The sequence below is a fragment of the Ruegeria sp. G2 genome (assembly GCF_056533505.1).
Window position 1 is genome coordinate 227925 of sequence record NZ_JBQFON010000006.1, and the last position, 17538, is coordinate 245462.

Annotated in this window: 22 protein-coding genes, 1 tRNA gene and 1 pseudogene; 17 read left to right on the plus strand and 7 right to left on the minus strand. The window is 54.1% G+C overall.

The window, feature by feature from the left end:
• The first annotated feature begins 139 nt into the window (after positions 1 to 139).
• Both mobC and ACR0DU_RS13220 read left to right on the plus strand, forming a co-directional pair.
• Positions 140 to 574 carry a plasmid mobilization relaxosome protein MobC gene (gene mobC / locus ACR0DU_RS13215; protein WP_480875166.1) on the plus strand — a complete coding sequence of 145 codons (435 nt, stop codon included), beginning with the start codon at positions 140 to 142 and terminating at the stop codon, positions 572 to 574.
• A complete protein-coding gene (locus ACR0DU_RS13220) occupies positions 571 to 1857 on the plus strand; it encodes a relaxase/mobilization nuclease domain-containing protein (protein WP_480875168.1) in 1287 nt (428 codons plus the stop codon). Before mobC ends, ACR0DU_RS13220 begins: the two co-directional genes overlap by 4 nt.
• Before the next feature lie 68 nt (positions 1858 to 1925).
• On the opposite strand, the gene ACR0DU_RS13225 is transcribed toward ACR0DU_RS13220, so the two are convergent.
• Positions 1926 to 2960, minus strand: coding sequence for a hypothetical protein (locus ACR0DU_RS13225; RefSeq protein ID WP_480875171.1), 1035 nt, complete (start codon positions 2958 to 2960; stop codon positions 1926 to 1928).
• 170 nt (positions 2961 to 3130) lie between these two features.
• On the minus strand, positions 3131 to 3364 hold the full coding sequence (locus tag ACR0DU_RS13230) for a hypothetical protein (protein ID WP_480875173.1): 234 nt from the start codon (positions 3362 to 3364) through the stop codon (positions 3131 to 3133).
• A gap of 536 nt (positions 3365 to 3900) precedes the next feature.
• On the opposite strand from ACR0DU_RS13230, the gene ACR0DU_RS13235 reads away from it, so the two are divergent.
• Positions 3901 to 4080 (plus strand): hypothetical protein, encoded by a 180-nt coding sequence (locus tag ACR0DU_RS13235; protein WP_480875176.1) that lies wholly within the window; start codon positions 3901 to 3903, stop codon positions 4078 to 4080.
• 44 nt (positions 4081 to 4124) lie between these two features.
• Here the strand turns inward: ACR0DU_RS13235 and ACR0DU_RS13240 are convergent, their stop codons facing one another.
• Positions 4125 to 4385: a hypothetical protein gene (locus ACR0DU_RS13240; RefSeq protein WP_480875178.1), complete on the minus strand. Its 261-nt coding sequence runs from the start codon at positions 4383 to 4385 to the stop codon at positions 4125 to 4127.
• A 32-nt stretch (positions 4386 to 4417) separates the two neighbouring features.
• Positions 4418 to 4684 (minus strand): zincin-like metallopeptidase domain-containing protein, encoded by a 267-nt coding sequence (locus ACR0DU_RS13245; protein ID WP_480875181.1) that lies wholly within the window; start codon positions 4682 to 4684, stop codon positions 4418 to 4420.
• A gap of 542 nt (positions 4685 to 5226) precedes the next feature.
• On the opposite strand from ACR0DU_RS13245, the gene ACR0DU_RS13250 reads away from it, so the two are divergent.
• Together ACR0DU_RS13250 and ACR0DU_RS13255 are read left to right on the plus strand one after the other, a co-directional pair.
• Positions 5227 to 5448: a hypothetical protein gene (locus ACR0DU_RS13250; protein WP_170534732.1), complete on the plus strand. Its 222-nt coding sequence runs from the start codon at positions 5227 to 5229 to the stop codon at positions 5446 to 5448.
• Positions 5449 to 5457: 9 nt separating this feature from the next.
• Positions 5458 to 7311, plus strand: a complete 1854-nt coding sequence (locus tag ACR0DU_RS13255; protein WP_480875184.1) for a hypothetical protein — start codon at positions 5458 to 5460, stop codon at positions 7309 to 7311.
• 400 nt (positions 7312 to 7711) lie between these two features.
• Here the strand turns inward: ACR0DU_RS13255 and ACR0DU_RS13260 are convergent, their stop codons facing one another.
• Together ACR0DU_RS13260 and ACR0DU_RS13265 are read right to left on the minus strand one after the other, a co-directional pair.
• Positions 7712 to 9316, minus strand: coding sequence for a tyrosine-type recombinase/integrase (locus tag ACR0DU_RS13260; protein WP_480875186.1), 1605 nt, complete (start codon positions 9314 to 9316; stop codon positions 7712 to 7714).
• Between the two features lie 128 nt (positions 9317 to 9444).
• Positions 9445 to 9519, minus strand: a tRNA-Thr gene (locus ACR0DU_RS13265).
• 83 nt (positions 9520 to 9602) lie between these two features.
• Between ACR0DU_RS13265 and ACR0DU_RS13270 the strand changes: the two genes are divergently transcribed.
• The 11 genes and pseudogenes from ACR0DU_RS13270 to ACR0DU_RS13320 form a co-directional block, all read left to right on the plus strand.
• On the plus strand, positions 9603 to 9758 hold the full coding sequence (locus tag ACR0DU_RS13270) for a hypothetical protein (RefSeq protein ID WP_480875187.1): 156 nt from the start codon (positions 9603 to 9605) through the stop codon (positions 9756 to 9758).
• A 6-nt stretch (positions 9759 to 9764) separates the two neighbouring features.
• On the plus strand, positions 9765 to 11033 hold the full coding sequence (murA, locus tag ACR0DU_RS13275; protein ID WP_170780747.1) for a UDP-N-acetylglucosamine 1-carboxyvinyltransferase: 1269 nt from the start codon (positions 9765 to 9767) through the stop codon (positions 11031 to 11033).
• Entirely contained in the window at positions 11030 to 11506 is a 477-nt protein-coding gene (locus ACR0DU_RS13280; RefSeq protein WP_480875189.1) for a DUF2948 family protein, read from the plus strand. The genes murA and ACR0DU_RS13280 overlap by 4 nt, the downstream gene beginning before the upstream one ends.
• Positions 11503 to 12024, plus strand: coding sequence for a GNAT family N-acetyltransferase (locus ACR0DU_RS13285; protein ID WP_480875192.1), 522 nt, complete (start codon positions 11503 to 11505; stop codon positions 12022 to 12024). The genes ACR0DU_RS13280 and ACR0DU_RS13285 overlap by 4 nt, the downstream gene beginning before the upstream one ends.
• Positions 12025 to 12084: 60 nt before the next feature.
• Positions 12085 to 13386 carry a histidinol dehydrogenase gene (gene hisD, locus ACR0DU_RS13290; protein WP_480875194.1) on the plus strand — a complete coding sequence of 434 codons (1302 nt, stop codon included), beginning with the start codon at positions 12085 to 12087 and terminating at the stop codon, positions 13384 to 13386.
• A gap of 98 nt (positions 13387 to 13484) precedes the next feature.
• Positions 13485 to 13964, plus strand: a complete 480-nt coding sequence (locus tag ACR0DU_RS13295; RefSeq protein ID WP_319545322.1) for a UPF0262 family protein — start codon at positions 13485 to 13487, stop codon at positions 13962 to 13964.
• A gap of 3 nt (positions 13965 to 13967) precedes the next feature.
• A complete protein-coding gene (locus ACR0DU_RS13300; RefSeq protein ID WP_010441093.1) occupies positions 13968 to 14420 on the plus strand; it encodes an arsenate-mycothiol transferase ArsC in 453 nt (150 codons plus the stop codon).
• Between the two features lie 2 nt (positions 14421 to 14422).
• Positions 14423 to 14821, plus strand: coding sequence for a ketosteroid isomerase-related protein (locus ACR0DU_RS13305; protein ID WP_480875197.1), 399 nt, complete (start codon positions 14423 to 14425; stop codon positions 14819 to 14821).
• Positions 14814 to 15407 carry a GNAT family N-acetyltransferase gene (locus ACR0DU_RS13310; protein WP_480875200.1) on the plus strand — a complete coding sequence of 198 codons (594 nt, stop codon included), beginning with the start codon at positions 14814 to 14816 and terminating at the stop codon, positions 15405 to 15407. The genes ACR0DU_RS13305 and ACR0DU_RS13310 overlap by 8 nt, the downstream gene beginning before the upstream one ends.
• A gap of 59 nt (positions 15408 to 15466) precedes the next feature.
• Positions 15467 to 16144 carry an SOS response-associated peptidase gene (locus ACR0DU_RS13315; RefSeq protein ID WP_480875203.1) on the plus strand — a complete coding sequence of 226 codons (678 nt, stop codon included), beginning with the start codon at positions 15467 to 15469 and terminating at the stop codon, positions 16142 to 16144.
• A 193-nt stretch (positions 16145 to 16337) separates the two neighbouring features.
• Positions 16338 to 16451 (plus strand): annotated as a pseudogene (locus tag ACR0DU_RS13320) (hypothetical protein); the annotation flags it as partial.
• A 2-nt stretch (positions 16452 to 16453) separates the two neighbouring features.
• Here ACR0DU_RS13320 and ACR0DU_RS13325 read toward each other — a convergent pair.
• On the minus strand, positions 16454 to 17077 hold the full coding sequence (locus ACR0DU_RS13325) for a DnaJ domain-containing protein (RefSeq protein ID WP_010441101.1): 624 nt from the start codon (positions 17075 to 17077) through the stop codon (positions 16454 to 16456).
• A gap of 107 nt (positions 17078 to 17184) precedes the next feature.
• Between ACR0DU_RS13325 and ACR0DU_RS13330 the strand changes: the two genes are divergently transcribed.
• Positions 17185 to 17439, plus strand: coding sequence for a BolA family protein (locus ACR0DU_RS13330; protein WP_480875206.1), 255 nt, complete (start codon positions 17185 to 17187; stop codon positions 17437 to 17439).
• The last annotated feature ends 99 nt before the right edge of the window (positions 17440 to 17538 follow it).

Consider the following 17538-nt stretch of genomic DNA (forward strand, 5'->3'; position numbering starts at 1 on the left):
ATGGTGCGCCCGGAGGGAGAAAGATTGAACCCCCGGTTCAATTCCCTTTCAGAGAATGAACTCAGCGCGCTGTTTGAAGCCCTGGAAGACTGGGAGCGCCAACTCGCACAATTAGACTCGCCGAGTCTGAGGTGCGACGATGAGCACCTTACGCCATAAATTCAATGACATAGGCGGGCGAAAGCCCGAGGCTGAGGCCGACGCGCCGAAGTATCCAACGCCGTTTTCCATTCGGTTTACGTTCGAAGAACGCGCCAGACTGGATGCCAAACGCGGTAGAAACTCGCTTGCCGTGCATATTCGTGAACGCTTGTTTGGTGATGAAGTCACGCCTCGACAGAAGCCAGGGAACAGCCCAGTCAAAGACGCGGAAGCTTTGGGACGCGTCCTTGGTGCTCTGGGTGGGTCACGCCTTTCAAACAACCTGAACCAGCTTGCCAAGGCTGTTAACACGGGCTCGCTGCCAGTGACACCAGAAACCGAAGCCGATCTCGTCGAAGCCTGTCAGGAGGTCAAAGCCTTGCGTGCCGACCTGCTGCGTGCGCTCGGCAAATTGCCGGGAGCATCGCCATGATCCTGAAGGCCAAAGAACGTGGTGATGCTGGCCAGCTTGCGCGATACCTCTTGGCAACTCGTGACAATGAACATGTCGAACTGCACCAGGTTGCGGGCTTCACGAGCGATGACTTGATCGAAGCCTTCCAAGAAGCCGATGCCATTGCTCGCGGGACACGTTGCAAAAACTATCTGTTCTCGATGAGCCTGAATCCGCCCGAGGGTGCTCACGTTGAAACGGAAGTATTCGACAAGACGGCAGACCTGATCGAGAAGAAGCTCGGGCTGGACGATCAGCCGCGCGCCATCGTCTTTCATGAAAAAGACGGCAGACGCCATGCGCATGTCGTCTGGTCACGCATCGATACAGAACAGATGCGGGCCATTAACCTTCCGCACTTCAAGTCGAAGCTAAAGGATGTCTCGCGTGAGCTCTTTCTTGAGCATGGCTGGGACATGCCGCGTGGGTTGCAGGATTGGTCATTGCGTGACCCAGAGAACTGCACGCGCGAAGAATGGCAGCAAGCCAAGCGTGCGGGCGTTGATCCGCGTGAGATAAAGGCTGTCTTTAAGCAAAGCTGGGAGGCTTCGGATAGTCGTGCTTCGTTCGAGAGTGCCCTCAACGAACGGGGCTTCTGGCTCGCACGCGGTGATCGGCGCGGCTATGTCGCGCTCGACTATCGCGGGGAAGTTTATTCGCTTTCACGTTACGCCGGGGTGAAGACAAAGGAGCTCGAAGCACGCCTTGGAGATCGCCGCGCTTTGCCTTCCGTCGATGAAGTCAAAGCAGAAATCTCGCGACGACTTTCACCTAGACTCGAAGGGTTCATCAGAGAAGTCGAAGCAGAGGCCAAGCAACGCATGGCGATGCTCGACTTCCGCAAAGGTGAGTTGCTAGCGCGTCATAAAGAAGAGCGAAGCAGGCTGTGGGACGCTCACGAAAAACGCTGGTTGGCAGAAACCAACCAAAGAGCACGGCGAATGCCACGTGGCTTTTCCGGTATCTGGCACCGCCTGACAGGTCAGTATCGTCAAACCAGAGAAAAGAACGAACGAGAGACGATTGAAGCGTGGCAGCGCGACCGTGCCGAGAAGGACACCTTGATTTTCAAACAGCTAAAAGAGCGAGAAGCCCTTCAGTACGATATCAAGCGTCACCGCGCGCGTTCGAGCGAAACGCTTATGCAGCTGCGCGCAGATGTTGCGAACTACACCGCTTCAGATTACGATCAAGAGCTTCAACGGCGAAAGAGCGAAATTGAACAACGGCGCCCTACAGTTCGGCTTAGTCGCGATTTTTAGTCGAAGCAGTGCTCGCAGACCTGAAAAGACTGATCCAATTGAGCACCGCATAAAGGCCTACAGCGTGTTCAATATATACCTAAGATACTATGGAAAAGCTTTACGCCAGCAACAATTACCGCGACTGTAGCGGAAGTGTAGAAGAAGATTGACTTCTCTGTTTCAATTGAGAGCGCCATGATTTGAAGTGCTAGACGTCGTATAGTTCGCAATACGACGACTGATAAACAACCAATAACGAGCATAATCCAATATATTGTCGTTGGGATTAATGCGGTTGCAGAATAGAATAGAATACTTCCGATAGTTTGGACGGAAAACAAGGCGGCTATTACTAAGTCTTGCTCTACACCTTCCTCAAAGCTCATTGGTGCGCCGGTATTTCTGTCAATGGCAGTCCAAACTGGACTTATCCCTATGGATTTTCTGAATCCTTCGAATGGATCAAGGGCTAGTAGGTTCCAGACATCAAAAATCACAAACAGACACAACAGGTAACATGCAAAGGCTAGCGAAAATGCAGCCAGCATATCTAAGGTTACTATGGCTACTCTCCTAAATATAGCGCGAGACTCTATAAACTTCTTGGCAAGCTTGTATGTTATAAAGACCGAAGCAACATCAAAAAGTGCGTTCAATGGAAGGAGCAAATAAAGTTTTAGTGCGCGTAATTGATAGTAAATTATCTCCCAAGTATTCCCGCCAACTAGCACCGCAATCTCTTCTTCACCACTAGGCGGGTTTTTCGATATCTCTCGATGAATTAAATCTTCGAAGAAGTACTCAACTGCAAAAAAATGTATAAAATACGGAAGCAGTAAGCACGATAGTGTCAAAACAAAACTTCCAAGCGAAATCCTCAAAATAACGGAAATTTTTGATAATTCACCTGGTGCAAGAATCTTACGAACTGTGCGTACAAGTTGTCCGGCAATGTCACCAGGTAGATCGGAGACTTTCAGGTCTTCTACGTAAACCCAATACTCTGTAAGTTTGCTTTTGAGCCAGTTCTTTTGACGATCTAGCAGCAGCTTGTCCAAGCCATATCCAACAGCTACAATTGCACCACAAATTATGGCAATATCAAGCGTACCAACTTCCACCAGTTTACTTCTTTCGCATCGATATCATCTATCAACCAAAGCAATATACATTCATGTTCGCATCGGCGCTCGCTACACGTCAAGAACGGAAAAATAGTTGCCTGAGTCTGTTGTGTTAACCTTCTAAGCCCTGGCGGCCCTGAAAGCCAACTAGGAAGGTAAGAGGGCGCCTATGCGCGCCTCTCGGTGATCGTTTCGGGAGCATCTTCGCGTGGAAGGCGTAGAACGATGCGGCCATTGATCGGGCAGGTTTCCAACTGCAGCGTGAAGCCTTTGTCGTCCTTGTGCGACCATGCTGCGCCGACTTTGTTCCAGTAGGATTTGTCGCCTTTTTCGGTGACGTGCCAGGCTAGGTAGTCGGGGGCGTTTAGGGCTTGGGTTTTGGTGTTCTTTTCGCGTGCCATGATGTCTTCTCCTTTGTTCGGGTTGGCTTGCTAACGCCCTCCCGTCAGGCCGAAGGCCAAGGCTCGGAGTTCATGGACAACACGGCTGGCATAGCCAGGTGGTGCGGGCCGTCCATTGAAATCTGATGCCGCATTCGGTCAGGGATTCTTGGGTGAACTAGTGCAAGCCTTCCCAGAACAGTGAGAAGCAAGTTAAGCATGATGTAGAACACAGACGCCTGAGCCCTTACGCGCTGATCACAGATGCCATCGCCTCACTCGTCCGATTGCGACAGCCCATGAAGTCGATTTCGCGCTGAATAGACCGCACGCGACGGAGGAGAATAGCTGCCATTTAACTTCCTGCGGGATATCCATTCCGTTCCAATTGTCTGTACTTGATGCAGCTTCAATTGCTCGAAGCGTTTTGAGTGCATCCTTTCCTCATGTCGAGAAAGACACCCGATCCATCAGAGCCTTGTTGAGGGCCAATGATGATGTGCGGGGCCGAAAGGCCCTGAGCGGTTCGGGGCCTCCTTGAACAAGAGGAGGATACGATGAAACTCGTCTCACGATTTGAAGCGGCAACACTTGGTACCGCAGAACTATTCGGATTGCGCAAGAAAGCCTTCATTGCTTTTTCAACTGCGCCGCGTGGTTCTCAAGAACAGCGTGATGCCCTTGCGTCCATGCATGCTATCGAAAACGAGTTGGCTGCCCGAAAGCCAACGCCATAAATCTCTACCGGCTGGCCGACTGGCCAGCCGAAATTTTTCGTGTCTCAGAACAAGGTCATCTGCGCGTTGCTCCAGCGCGTGCGTTCGGCCTCATGGTCAAGCCATGCGGTGACAAAAGCTACCGCGCCGCCATGCTCGGCGACTGTTCCTTTTTCCAAGAAGTGCGACCGATAGCCTGTCTCAGTAACGGGGAGTTTCTCTTTGTTCTTGGTATGAAGTTCGATGTGGTCAACCATGCCGAATTTCTCGGGCGTGAAGGTGATTTCGATTTCGACACTACGCCATGTGATGATGTGCTGTTCCATGTCTTTGCCTCCTCCTTGCGGGGAGCCGCCGCTTACGTGGCGACTCCTTCTTTGGTCTCGGATGTTTGGAAGCCGTTCAGGTAGTCAGCTGCTTTTTGTGCATGCGCCGCTGCTGCGAATATCGCGCGCTTGTCACTCTTAAGGACTTTGAGCCAGCTTTGAATATAGGCCGCATGGTCGATGCCAGCTTCTGGCGTCAGACCAAGGTCAGCACATAGAAATGCTGCGCCTAAGCGCCAGAGCAACTTTCCCAATTTGTTAATGCAACCGCGCTCATATTTGCTTCCGAGGTTGCCCAAGGCAGGGGACCCACCAGTAGCCAAGGCCCCCCCTGTTTGGTTTGCAGAGCGGTTTCAAAAAATTTCCAATTTCATTGAAAAAGTGTTGCATAGTCAACGTTCGAGCACTGCCCGATCCGGATGAACGGTTCTGTCGGTTTGCTGGGTCGCATCCACCACCATTTAAACAATGCACGTGCTCGATGGGATTGTCCTTGTGGCAACTCTCTCTACATTCTCAGCGGCTGACATTTCGCGCGTATGGATTGCGATTTGTCCATCCACTTTCCCAATGCAAAGCGATGCAACAGCCATTTATGGCCGATAATCATTAAGTTCGTCTCGGGGTCAAAGCAGGGGGCACGACGAGCCGCGTGCGCGCGTTGAGCGGGGCGAGTTTTGGTGGGTACCCTGCGTCCAAAAGAGCGTAATCTGATGACAATACGCCGCAAAAATCAGAATATTCTTATGAATTTCACAATAATATACACCAATAAATACTTATTGACATAATGAAATTCAGTACACATGTTTGATTCATTATTGGGAATCGTGAGGCATTCATGTCTGAAAAGCGTGAAAAATTTGTAAAACTTGCAGAGGGAAGGACGCGTACCGCGTTGGATGCAATACGGAAGATCGGGAACCTCTCAAACAAGAGGGCCTATGACTACGACGAAAAAGACGTGAAGAAGATAATCAAAGCCCTTCGAGAGGCTACCAGCGAACTTGAAAGAAAATTCAACCCATCCTCTTCCAGCGATTCCGACACTTTTAAGCTTTAGGATACCAGTATGAGTGCCGAGCCACTTCAAATTGATAACGACCGTTTCTTAATCAACCGTCTAATTGAGCAAGCACCAACCCATACTCTCGTGCGGGAATTCTTTATGAACGCTCAAGAGAACGCCGCCTTGGCTCCAGAAGGCGAAAGAACAGTCCGAGTCTACCCAACGAATATCGAGGGTGTCCGAAAACTCACTTTCTGGAATACGGGGCCGGGGATGAGTGAGAGTGACTTGCGCGTAGCAACCAACCTGTCGTCATCAATAAACAAGCAACTGGCGCTGGACGAGAACTTTGGTATCGGAGCGAAGGTTTCAGGGTTAACCATAAATCCTGAGGGCATACGATATCGGTCTTGCAAAGATGGAGTGATCCATGAAGTCACTATTGGTTACGATGATGAACTGAAGACATATGTAAGATTTCCGGTGCAGTTCGACGATGGAAAAGAGGACACTGTGTATGACGTTACTTGGGCTGCGACCTCAGAGGGAATGCCGAAAAACATCGACTGGACCGAGGTTGTCCTGCTTGGCGAGGATCGCGAACACGACACCGTTGAGCGCCCGATAGGAAGAGATGTCGCGGTAGATCGAAGCTACGTCACAACTCAGATTTTTCAGAGGTTTGCCGAATTCCGGCCGGGTGTTGAAGTGTTCATCAATACTGCCATGACGAAAGGCGGGGGGAAGAACGAAGAAGGTAGGTTTCGCTCCCTGAAACCACTCGCGTCCGTGATCCCATCTTTGCCACACGCTGAGCAGGTGACTTGCCCAGAGACAGGTGTGATCGTTCACTACGTGCATGATCCGAAGCATCTCAACCACGGGCACACGTTAAGCTCTTTGAAGAACCCAGCAACGCAGTCAACGACCTTTTGTGCGTTGGTTCACAAAGGTGAACGCTATGACTTAAAAAACAAAAAGCGTTGGTCTGCCGCCGCTCCAAACTTTGGAATTCCGTTTGGTTCGACAGTGCTGACAGTAGAGATCATGTTGCCTGAAGAAATGGCACTTCCCAACCAGTACCGAGATGGCCTTACTTCGCCTAGTGATCGTTCCGCCTTAACGATTGAACACTTCGCTGCACAAGTGAGGGAGCTTATGCCGCAGTGGGTGAAGGAAGTTATCAAAGATGCGCATCCACCGAGCGATGACAACCTTGATGACCTCCAAAAGGACCTTCAGAAGTTGCTGGATGAATTCAAAGTTCCGACAGTCGCATTCTCGCCTTCAAAGGCGTTGCCGGACCGTGTCGATCTGTTTGATCAAGGTACAGATGAAACTGAGCCTGCGGAAACGGAGGGTGTGGACGACGATGTCGACGGCATATTTGATCGCATCAACGAACGATCCAAACGTGCCATTCCGCGTCGTGTGCGAAGGGCTCCAGATGGAGCCAAGCTGTCTAAAGAAACCAAAGCACTAGAACGAGTGCCCCAGATAGAAATCTTGGTAAAGCCCGAAGAAATTGAAGCTAAAGGCATCAAAGGGCGCGCTGGAAAGTTCTATAAGGACGCTCAAACACTATTCGTTAATGGCAAGTATTCTGCAGTCGACAGAATGGCCTCGGAGCTTGAGTTGTCGTTCTCGGGACAGGTGGAAGCTGAGATGCTTCGCAAGTTGGTGTTGCAAGCTGCGCAGCGGTTCACTGCCTTTAGGGTTGGAAAAGCAACGTGCTACGCTATCAGCAAGAGACTAGCGGAAGATTGGTCTGTCGATGACCTCGACCGGGCCACTTCGCCAGAGTCTTTGAGCGTGGCGGCTGACGACTACCGTCAAAGCCTCAATGCAGCTCGAAAATGGATGCGGACTGAGTTGAAGGCGGATTCAAATACTGTAGAGACGTCCGAGCCTGTATGAGCTAGGTTTTCCCTTAGGTCGTACGATACTTGTCCGGGCCAATACCTGATCAAGGCTACTTCCGCCGCTGTGATGCGGGCGCTGCAGCCCATCAGTTACCCGGCAGTAGCGCCAGATCAGGTCAAGGTGTCATTTGCCGACACGCCAAACTGTGAGAATGCGAAGGAGATTGGACTTATCCCGCAAGTTGGGTCGAACAAGTATTCTCAGACGAGGGCAATCAACGAAATCAAACGGCAAGCTGGATCACGGGGCGCTAACTTGGTGTTACTTCAAACACGGGCGACGAGCCTCTTAGGTGACATGCTCATAGACGCAGAGATGTACCGCTGCCTTTAGTATAGAATTGGATTTGGGCCGCGTTAGCGGCCCTTCTTCGTTCGGGGTCTAGCCGACCAGCCTAACGCGGGCTAGGAGCCACAAACTTCGCCACCTTGTTCAGTGCTTCCAGCTTTTCGGCAAGCAGATCATCACCACCGTATTCCGCTTCGGTCGGGTCCGCATCCTCCAACCGCCCCGCAATCAAACGGCGAATTTCTGGGTCAATCTTTGCGCGGCGGGCCGCATCGGCCCAGCTATGGCGCAGGCTGTGGAATGTCATTCCATCGTCGGTCAATTCGAGAGGCTTGCGAACCTTTCTTGCGAAGCGGTGCCCATAGTTGGTCATGAACCGGCCCCGCTTGTCGGTGCTGACCTCTTGCGTCTTCGTTTGCTTGCGCTTGTCTGTGTAGTTCTCCAACCACAGCATGCGCCCACCCGCTTCGCGGCGCTTTGCTACGTAGTCAAGAAACCCGGCTTGAACCAATGCATCAGGTACTGGAACGGTACGAAGGCTATGGTAATTTTTCACCTTCTGATCCGGGTCCAAATCGGTGATGCGGATGCACCAATGGTTACCGATCTGCACAATGTCATCAATGGTAAGTTGCCCTAGCTCTTCCTGCCTAGCGCCGGTGTAAGCGGCTATGAGTGGAATCCAGTGGTCCAAGGTGGAATGATCAAAGGTTGAGCGCGTATAATCGATGATCTTGCCAACCTGTTCAGGCGTGAATGGTGTTCGAGACTTTTCTTTCCGCTCACTTGCTCGCTGCTTCGGCTTGTCCGTCGTGTATCCTGCGAAAGGGTCGGCAGGCAGAACGCCTAGCCTATCAACCGCGTAAGCGGTCAGGCTCTTCATGTGGAAAAGGGCGGTTTCCCGACTCTTTAGGCCGATGGGCGCTTTTCCGTCTTTCCGGCCCTTCTTGATCGACTGATGGAGCGTTAGACGCCGGTGCTCACCAACCGCAGGGGGAAGCTTTTTCAGAGCTTCATCAAACTGGTTCAAATGCTCGCGCTTGATCTGATCTAGTTGAATATCGCCGTGAAGCTCATTCCACCGACGCAGCGTATACATAACCTTTTCGCGGTTTTGGGGCGTGTAGTCTTTGGAATCAAGAAAGCGCTCGGCTACGTCGCTCAGGCCCACGACTCCTTCATCCGTGCCTTTGATCGGTTCCGGAACTTCAATCTTGAGCGAGTTTGCTATCCGCTTGGTGCCGCGAATTTCTGCTACCAGAGCTTGCCGATATGCCGCGTTAGCGGCGATTTCTGCGCGGTGTTGGATTTCAGACATGAGGTCCGCGTCTTCTTCGTCCTCTAAATGTCCTGTCGCACCTTCACCCGCCGTCAGAAACGCAGCGACCTTTCTAAGCTCGGCAATGTGGCTCGGGATTTCGCCTGTACCACCGATGGCGTCCAGTGCAGCCTTTTGATCATCCGTTAGGAGTTTGGACAATCTTTCCCGGTCTTCCTCACGCGCGCGGTCTTCAAGCTGCTGATCGAATATTGTTCGTTGAAAACGAACCTTGGCCTCAGCTTCCTTGGGATCGGAGGTTTTCATTGTGCCCCGAAAAGCTGCCTTATTGTCGTACAGGTCGCGGATGGTCGTCGGAATCGGTAGGTTGAAATGGTAGGTCGTGCCGCGCTGTTGCGTTCCGGGGACCTTTGGGAGTTTGTAAGCTGGCATGAAATCAGTGCTCAAAGAGATGTATTGTGTTAGCCGACGCTAGCACAACAACTAACACAACAGATAGCGCACGCAGCTCAGCTAGCGGCCTGTTTTTGCTTAAGATATTGATATGGATGGAAAGTTTATGGTGCTGCTGGAGAGAATTGAACTCTCGACCTCTCCCTTACCAAGGGAGTGCTCTACCTCTGAGCTACAGCAGCGCTGTGGGCGGGTGATTAGACTTAAACTAAACGCGGCGCAAGGGTGTCTGGACGGTTTTTTTCCACTGCTGTAGAGAAAGACAATGGCAGACAAAAATTCACCCAAAAAACACGGCAAATCCGGGGAAACGCGCGAGGAGCGTTTGAAGGCGGCTCTGAAGGCGAATATGGCGCGGCGTAAGGCACAGGCGAAAGCGCGGGCAGCGTCCGGGCACAAGGCCGACAAGGACGAGGGATAAGAGCAGATGGATTCGATTCTGGTGACGGGCAACGGCCCGCTGAGTGGGCAGATTCCCATTGCAGGGGCGAAGAATGCGTGCCTGACGCTGATGCCTGCGACGTTGCTCAGCGAAGAACCGCTGACGCTGACCAATGCGCCGCGCCTTAGTGACATCAAGACAATGACCGCATTGCTTCAATCTCTTGGGGCTGAAGTGTCCGCATTGCAGGATGGGCAGGTGATTGCGATGTCGAGCCACAGCCTGACCAGCCATGTTGCTGATTATGACATCGTTCGTAAGATGCGCGCTTCGAATCTGGTGCTCGGACCCTTGCTTGCGCGGTTTGGGCAGGCAGTTGTCTCGTTGCCCGGTGGCTGCGCGATCGGCGCGCGCCCGATGGATTTGCATGTCGAAGGGTTAGAGGCGCTGGGTGCCGAAATCGAGTTGAAAGATGGCTATCTACACGCCAAGGCACCCGGTGGTCTGAAAGGTGCCGTGCACGAAATGCGATTTGCCTCGGTTGGTGCGACTGAGAATATCGTCATGGCTGCCACGCTGGCTAAGGGTACGACTGTACTTAAGAACGCTGCGCGCGAGCCTGAGATTGTCGATCTGGTGGAATGCCTGCGCAAGATGGGCGCGCAAATTTCCGGTGAGGGTAGTTCGACCATCGAAATTCAAGGTGTCGACCGGCTGCACGGTGCCACCCATCAGGTGGTGACCGACCGGATCGAGTTGGGCACTTATATGCTGGCCCCTGCGATCTGCGGAGGCGAGGTCGAGCTGTTAGGTGGCCGTATGCGGCTGGTTGAGAGTTTTGCTGCCAAGTTGGATGCGGCAGGGGTCAGTGTGGCAGAGACCGACAAAGGCCTGAAAGTGACGCGCAAGAACGGGCGCGTAAGCTCGGTTGATGTTGTTACCGAACCGTTCCCCGGATTTCCAACCGACTTGCAGGCGCAGATGATGGCGCTGATGTGTACAGCTGAGGGAACTTCGGTGCTTGAGGAACGCATCTTTGAAAATCGTTTCATGCACGCCCCCGAATTGGTGCGCATGGGTGCGAATATTGAGGTGCATGGTGGCACGGCCACCGTCACCGGGGTTGAGCGCTTGAAAGGCGCGCCGGTGATGGCGACCGATCTGCGGGCTTCGGTCTCGTTGATCCTTGCCGGATTGGCGGCGGAAGGTGAAACGGTGGTCAGCCGGGTCTATCATCTGGATCGCGGATATGAACATGTGGTGCGCAAGCTGGAAGGCGTGGGCGCAAAGATCGAACGGATTAAGGGTCAATGACAGACGCGAGTTTCAAAGACGGCCGTGAGGCACCGCTGAACCTTGGGGCCGAGGATGCCGATGACCTGCAGGTTATCGCGACCCTGACGCAGGACGCGATTTTTCCGGTCACCGAGATGACATGGCGCCCATCCGAGCGTCGCTTTGCCTTGTTGCTGAATCGCTTTCGGTGGGAAGACAAAGATGCCGCTGCCCGGCGAGGCCGCGCATTCGAACGAGTGCAGGCAGTATTGGTGTTTGATTCCGTTTTGTCCGTGGCCAGCCAAGGTATCGACCGCAGCGATAAGGATATGATCCTGTCCCTGTTGTCGATTGAATTCGAGCCCGCAGAAGATGGCGCCGGTCAGGTGTTGCTGACGCTCGCTGGCGATGGTGCGATACGGCTGTCGGTCGAGGTGATAGACGTTACGCTCAAGGACGTTACTCGCCCATACATCGCGCCCTCGGGCCAGGCTCCGCAGCACCCTGAGTGAACAATAAACGTGGCATCGCTCAGGCGTTTTCGAACCCATCTGAGGGTCTAGGATTACGACCCGCAACTGTTTTTGATGTGTTCGGTATAAGCCGGACTCTGACCCGTTCGATCCGCGATCTGTGTCAGGCGGATCATCGGGATGACCCCATGAAGCTTGCCCTATGGACCGCCAACAAGGATCCGGCTGCGATCCGAGACTGGATCGATGCCGGAGCCTCTCTGTGGGTCGCGACAAAAGGGGAGGAGGTTGTAGCGGTTGGCGGACTGCGTGCAGAGGGTGAGATTTCATTACTCTATGTCGACCCAGATCACTCTGGGCAACGAATTGGCGCAACTCTTCTGCATCGGTTGCAGGATGAATTGCGCGCGCAAGGTTGCACAGAGGCGCATTTGCGTGCGACCAAAACCGCACATGGGTTCTATGTCGCGCAGGTTTGGCAGGATGCTGGAGACCCCACCGAATGGAACGGCATTCCGCAATATCCAATGCGCAAATCGCTGCATCCAGTGGGCTAAGGGTTGAGGCCACGCGGTCCCGGCGATAAGACCCGTTGAAACGCCTTCGGAGTACCCTACATGCCCGTTTTCCTCGATACGACTGCAGCTGATTTCGAGCCCGCTTTTCAGTCGCTGCTATCCGCAAAACGCGAGGACAGCCCCGATGTGGACGCGGTCGTGGCACAGATCATCGACGATGTGCGCGCCCGAGGCGACGCGGCGGTGATTGAACTGACCGCGAAATTCGACCGTCTCGAGCTGACACCCGAGACCATGGCCTTCTCTGCAGATGAGATCGCTGAAGCCGTCGCGCGGGTTACGCCAGAGGATCGCGCAGCGCTGGAACTGGCGGCTGACCGCATCAGGGCCTACCACGAAAAACAGATGCCCGAGGGCCATCGGTGGACTGATGAGGCCGGGGCGACGCTCGGCTGGCGCTGGTCCGCGGTGTCGGCTGCGGGGCTCTATGTGCCGGGAGGACTGGCGTCATACCCCTCATCGGTTCTGATGAACGCAATTCCCGCGAAAGTGGCGGGCGTGGGCCGGCTGGCGATCGTCGTTCCAACACCTGACGGTCAGGCGAACCCGTTGGTCCTGCTGGCGGCGCAGCTGTCGGGTGTGGATGAAATCTATCGTATCGGAGGTGCGCAGGCCGTGGCCGCGCTGGCATATGGCACCGAGACTATTGCGCCGGTCGACAAGATCACCGGGCCGGGCAATGCCTTTGTTGCGGCTGCCAAACGCCGCGTTTTCGGCAAAGTTGGCATCGATATGATCGCCGGTCCCTCGGAAATTCTGGTCATTGCCGACAGGGACAACGACCCCGACTGGATCGCTTTGGACCTGCTCAGCCAGGCCGAACATGACGAAAGCGCGCAATCGATTCTTATTACTGACGCCGCCGATTTCGGTGAGGCCGTTGCCCAAGCCGTCGAGAAACGCCTTGAGACCCTTCAGCGCCGTACCATCGCAGGTGCCAGTTGGCGTGATTTCGGCGCGGTGATTACCGTGCGTGATCTGAATGAGGCCGCCGCATTGTCCAATCGTATCGCCCCCGAGCATCTGGAACTCTGCGTGTCCGACCCAGAGACTCTGAGCCAGAAAACCATCCACGCAGGTGCCATCTTCCTCGGCCAGTATACGCCCGAAGCCATCGGCGACTATGTCGGCGGCCCTAATCATGTGCTGCCAACCGCACGTTCGGCACGATTCTCGTCAGGACTCAGCGTGATGGATTTCCTCAAACGAACCACGCTCAGCCAAATGACGCCCGAGGCTCTCCGCATCATCGGTCCGGCGGCCGAAATGCTTGCGAAGTCGGAAAGCCTTGAGGCGCACGGATTATCGGTTACGGCACGCCTGAACCGGTTGAACGGTTGATGTGACGCAATGACTTGAGGGCGATGCCACTTCTGTGCGTTGCCCAATGGAATCCGTTGTTATAGGTCTGTGCAGACGTAAGGATTGTGACTGTTAAGATGACCCGTATCTCGCATATCGAACTGGATGACCGGAACCTACCCCCGCCGACCCCCGAAATCGAGCAGGAGCGCAAGGTCGCCATCTATGATCTGCTTGAAGAGAATTCGTTCACCCTTCCTTCACGCGACGACCGGATAACCCCGGACGGGCCATACCACGTGCAACTGTCAATCCGTGACAAACGTCTGGTATTCGACATTGAAACCGAGGCGAGCGAGAAGGCGGCTGAGTTTCATCTGTCGCTGGGGCCGTTCCGCCAAGTGGTCAAAGACTACTTCCAGATTTGCGAGAGCTATTTCAACGCGGTGAAGAACCTGCCGCCCAGCCAAATCGAAACCATCGATATGGCCCGGCGCGGTATCCACAACGAAGGTAGCCGCGTGCTACAGGAACGGCTGGAAGGCAAAGCCGATATCGACACCGACACCGCCCGCCGCCTGTTCACGCTAATCTGCGTGCTGCATTTCGGAGGCTGACGGGTGACGTCTCTGCCGCAGTCCATTCTGTTCTGTTGCGACCACAATTCGGTTCGGTCCCCCATGGCCGAAGGCATCATGAAGAAATTTTATGGGACTGGCACCTATGTGCAATCCGCGGGTGTCCACGGTGATCTTGATATCGACGGCTTCTGCATAGCTGTCTGTCAGGAGATCGAAGTCGAGTTGTCCCGCCACCGTTCGCGATCATTCGACGAGATGGAGGAATGGGGCGACGATCTCAGCTCGTTTGACCTGATTGTGGCCCTATCGCCAGCCAGCCAGAGAAAGGCGCTGGAACTGACCCGGTTTTTTCACCTCGATGTCGATTATTGGCCAATTATGGACCCTACCGGATTAGGCGAATCCCGCGAAGAAAAGCTACGTCACTATCGACAGACCCGCGATCAGATCATTTCGCATCTGAAAGACCGCTGGGGCGAACCGACGGAGTGAACATGAACCCAACTGTAAAAACCTATTTTGATGCCTTCAATGCGGGTGATGTGGAAGGCATGTTGGCCTGCCTCTCCGATGACGTGGCCCATCATGTGAACGAAGGTCAGATACGCGTCGGCAAAGAGAGATTTGCCACCTTCTGCGCCCATATGAATCGTTGCTACCGCGAGAACCTGACCGATATCGTGATCTTCGAGGCCGAGCACGGCGCCCGCGCCGCCGCCGAGTTTATCGTCAACGGCACCTATCTGGAAACCGATGAGGGGTTGCCTGAGGCGCATGGCCAGACCTATCGCCTGCCTGCGGGTTCGTTCTTTGACCTCAGGGATGGCAAGATCACTCGCGTGACGACCTACTACAATCTTGCTGACTGGACCAAACAGGTTTCAAATGGCTGAGATCACGGATGTCCGCCCCTTGACCGGAGCGGCACTTGAGGCTGCGCTGGACGATGTGGCGCGCCTGCGGATCGAGGTGTTCCGGGTTTGGCCATATCTCTATGATGGCGATTTGGCCTATGAACGGGAATACCTGCGATCCTATCGGGACAGTGACAGGGCTATCGTTGTCGGTGCCTTTGATAGCGACAGGTTGGTCGGTGCCTCGACCGGGGCCCCCCTGATCGATCATGCTGACGACTTCGCCGCAGCCTTTGCAGAGACGGATCTGGACCTTTCAAACATCTTCTACTGCGCAGAGTCCGTGTTGTTGCCGCGCTACCGAGGACAAGGCGTAGGGCATAAGTTCTTTGACCTGCGCGAGCAACATGCGCGTGCGTTGGGCTTCACCAAATGCACCTTCTGCAGCGTCCAGCGCCCCGATAACCACCCGATGCGACCCGCCGATTACCGTCCGCTTGATACCTTCTGGCGCGGGCGGGGATACACGCCGTTACCGGGGGTGGTAGCGCAGTTCTCGTGGAAGGATGTGGGCGAGGAGTTTGAAAACCAAAAACCATTGCAGTTTTGGATTCGTGATCTGTAAAATGCTTGAGGGCAAGCTGCCCACTTGCCCCGATTATCGCCACCCAATACCATCGTGACATGTGTGGTAAGTTTGCAGCCGGTCACCTGACGCAGCGCGAGATGTTGGCGATACTCGAGAATTTTCTCTACGGAAAAGTTTCGCCTCATTTGCCCGACCAGTTGCCAACAGGTGGCTATAATGTTTCCCCGACCAATCAGATCGGTATGATCCGGTGGGCGAATGGTACCGCAGAACTGACAACCGCACGCTGGCAGTTGAAGGACCCGCGTAGCGCGAAGCCCGTCATAAACGCGAAGATTGAAAATGTAAGTTTCTGGCAAGATTACTGGGACAACGGCCGCTGCTTGATCCCGGCGTTGGGGTACTATGAGTGGCCAAAAGACCAGGGCCATGATTGCCCGGTCTTTGTTACCGTCAAGCGCAACGCACCTACCATGTTCTTCGCTGGTTTTGTTCGAACACAAGACGGAAGTCACAATTGTTCGATTCTAACCCGTCAGCCAAGCCCGCAGATTGCCCATATTCACAGTCGTATGCCGGTCATCCTGACGCCTGATGAGATTGAAAGCTGGTTGTCAGGGGTAACGACACCCCAGGACGCTCAGAAATCGCTTGGAGCAGGTTACGAGGGCCGCTTCGAGTTTCACACTGTAAGACCGATTAAGCGCGATAGCGAAGGCGAAGAAATGATCGAGCCATATTCCCCGCCGGTTCAGACGGCGTTTGATTTTTGATTGAACCAAAGCGTAAGTCGCCGTCCGGTGAACCTGGCTGGTTATTATGGAGCTGAATGTATTGTGTGGTGCCACGGCATAGAGCTTTGCGATCCGGCGAGTGCCTCGCTCGTGCCATCCATGATAAGCAAGCAAACGCGGCGCCGAATGCCCAGCCGAGCACAATCTCGGGCACCTCTACGCCGCCAAACCCGATTTGGTGACGTTCTACAAGTGGATTGATCCTACAAACAGCATGTATCGGGGAATCGGAAAATGTCGCGAAACAAGCATTATTCGTGTACCAAGCCGAACCGCTCCCGCATAACCTTACTTGAAGCTGCGGCTGTCCTTGATCTGGTCCCAAGCCCAGACGACCTCTTGCAACTGTTCTTCCTGCGACCGGTCACCACCATTCATGTCAGGGTGTAGCACCTTGATCAGTTTCTTATAAGCCTTCCGGATTTCAGCCTTGGACCAGCTGTCCTGAGCTTCGAGAATCTCGATCGCGCGGCGTTCGGTGGGGGGCAGGCGGCGGCCGCCAGAGTTGGCACGGCCGGGGTTCTTAGTGGCGTTTTCGCCCAGAACCTGATGCGGGTCCTCGATGCCCAGGCGTGCCCATGCTCGTGCTTCGGGGTCACCCATGGGTTTGGTCTCACGCTCCCACACTTTGTCCTTCGAGCGCTGTGCGTTCAACTCGGCCTCGGTGGTGCCGTCGAAGAAATTCCATTTCTGGTTATATTCGCGCACGTGTTGCTGGCAGAACCAGAAAAAATCATCCAGAACATCAGGTGCCTTGGGCGCGCGGAACTTGCCGGCCTCTTCGCAACCCTCGTGATCGCAGATTCGTACCGAAGTTTCGGACGCACCCGACATGCCTCGGCGCCCGCGCGGCTTCTTTTTCTTAGCGCTGGACACGGACATATCGAACCCGAAGGGATCTGACTTTACCATCTGCACAACCTCACGAAGGCATCTTTTCGACTCGGAGGCAGCAGTTTAATCTAAGCAGCCGAAAGTAGAAGAGGGGAACGGCAATTTATTTGCCGTTGAGCAAAAAAATGAGCGTGACCGACGAAATCCGTAACCGATTGCAGGCAGCATTTGATCCGACTGAGCTTGATGTAGTCGATGATAGCGAAAGCCACCGCGGTCATGCTGGTTATCAAGAGGGTGGAGAGAGCCATTTCAACGTACGCATCCGGTCTGAAGCCTTCACTGGCCAATCTCGTATCGCCCGCCATCGCGCGGTTCATAAAGCGTTGGGAGACATCGTGCCGCGTATTCATGCGCTGGCGTTGGATATTGATGTATAGCGGTCAAAACCTCGGGCGTAGTCAAATTTGCGCGTGTCCGAATTTGGTTGACCCGCCAGAATCGCCAACTGCAGAGCTAGAATGATTGGGTTGGCTTGA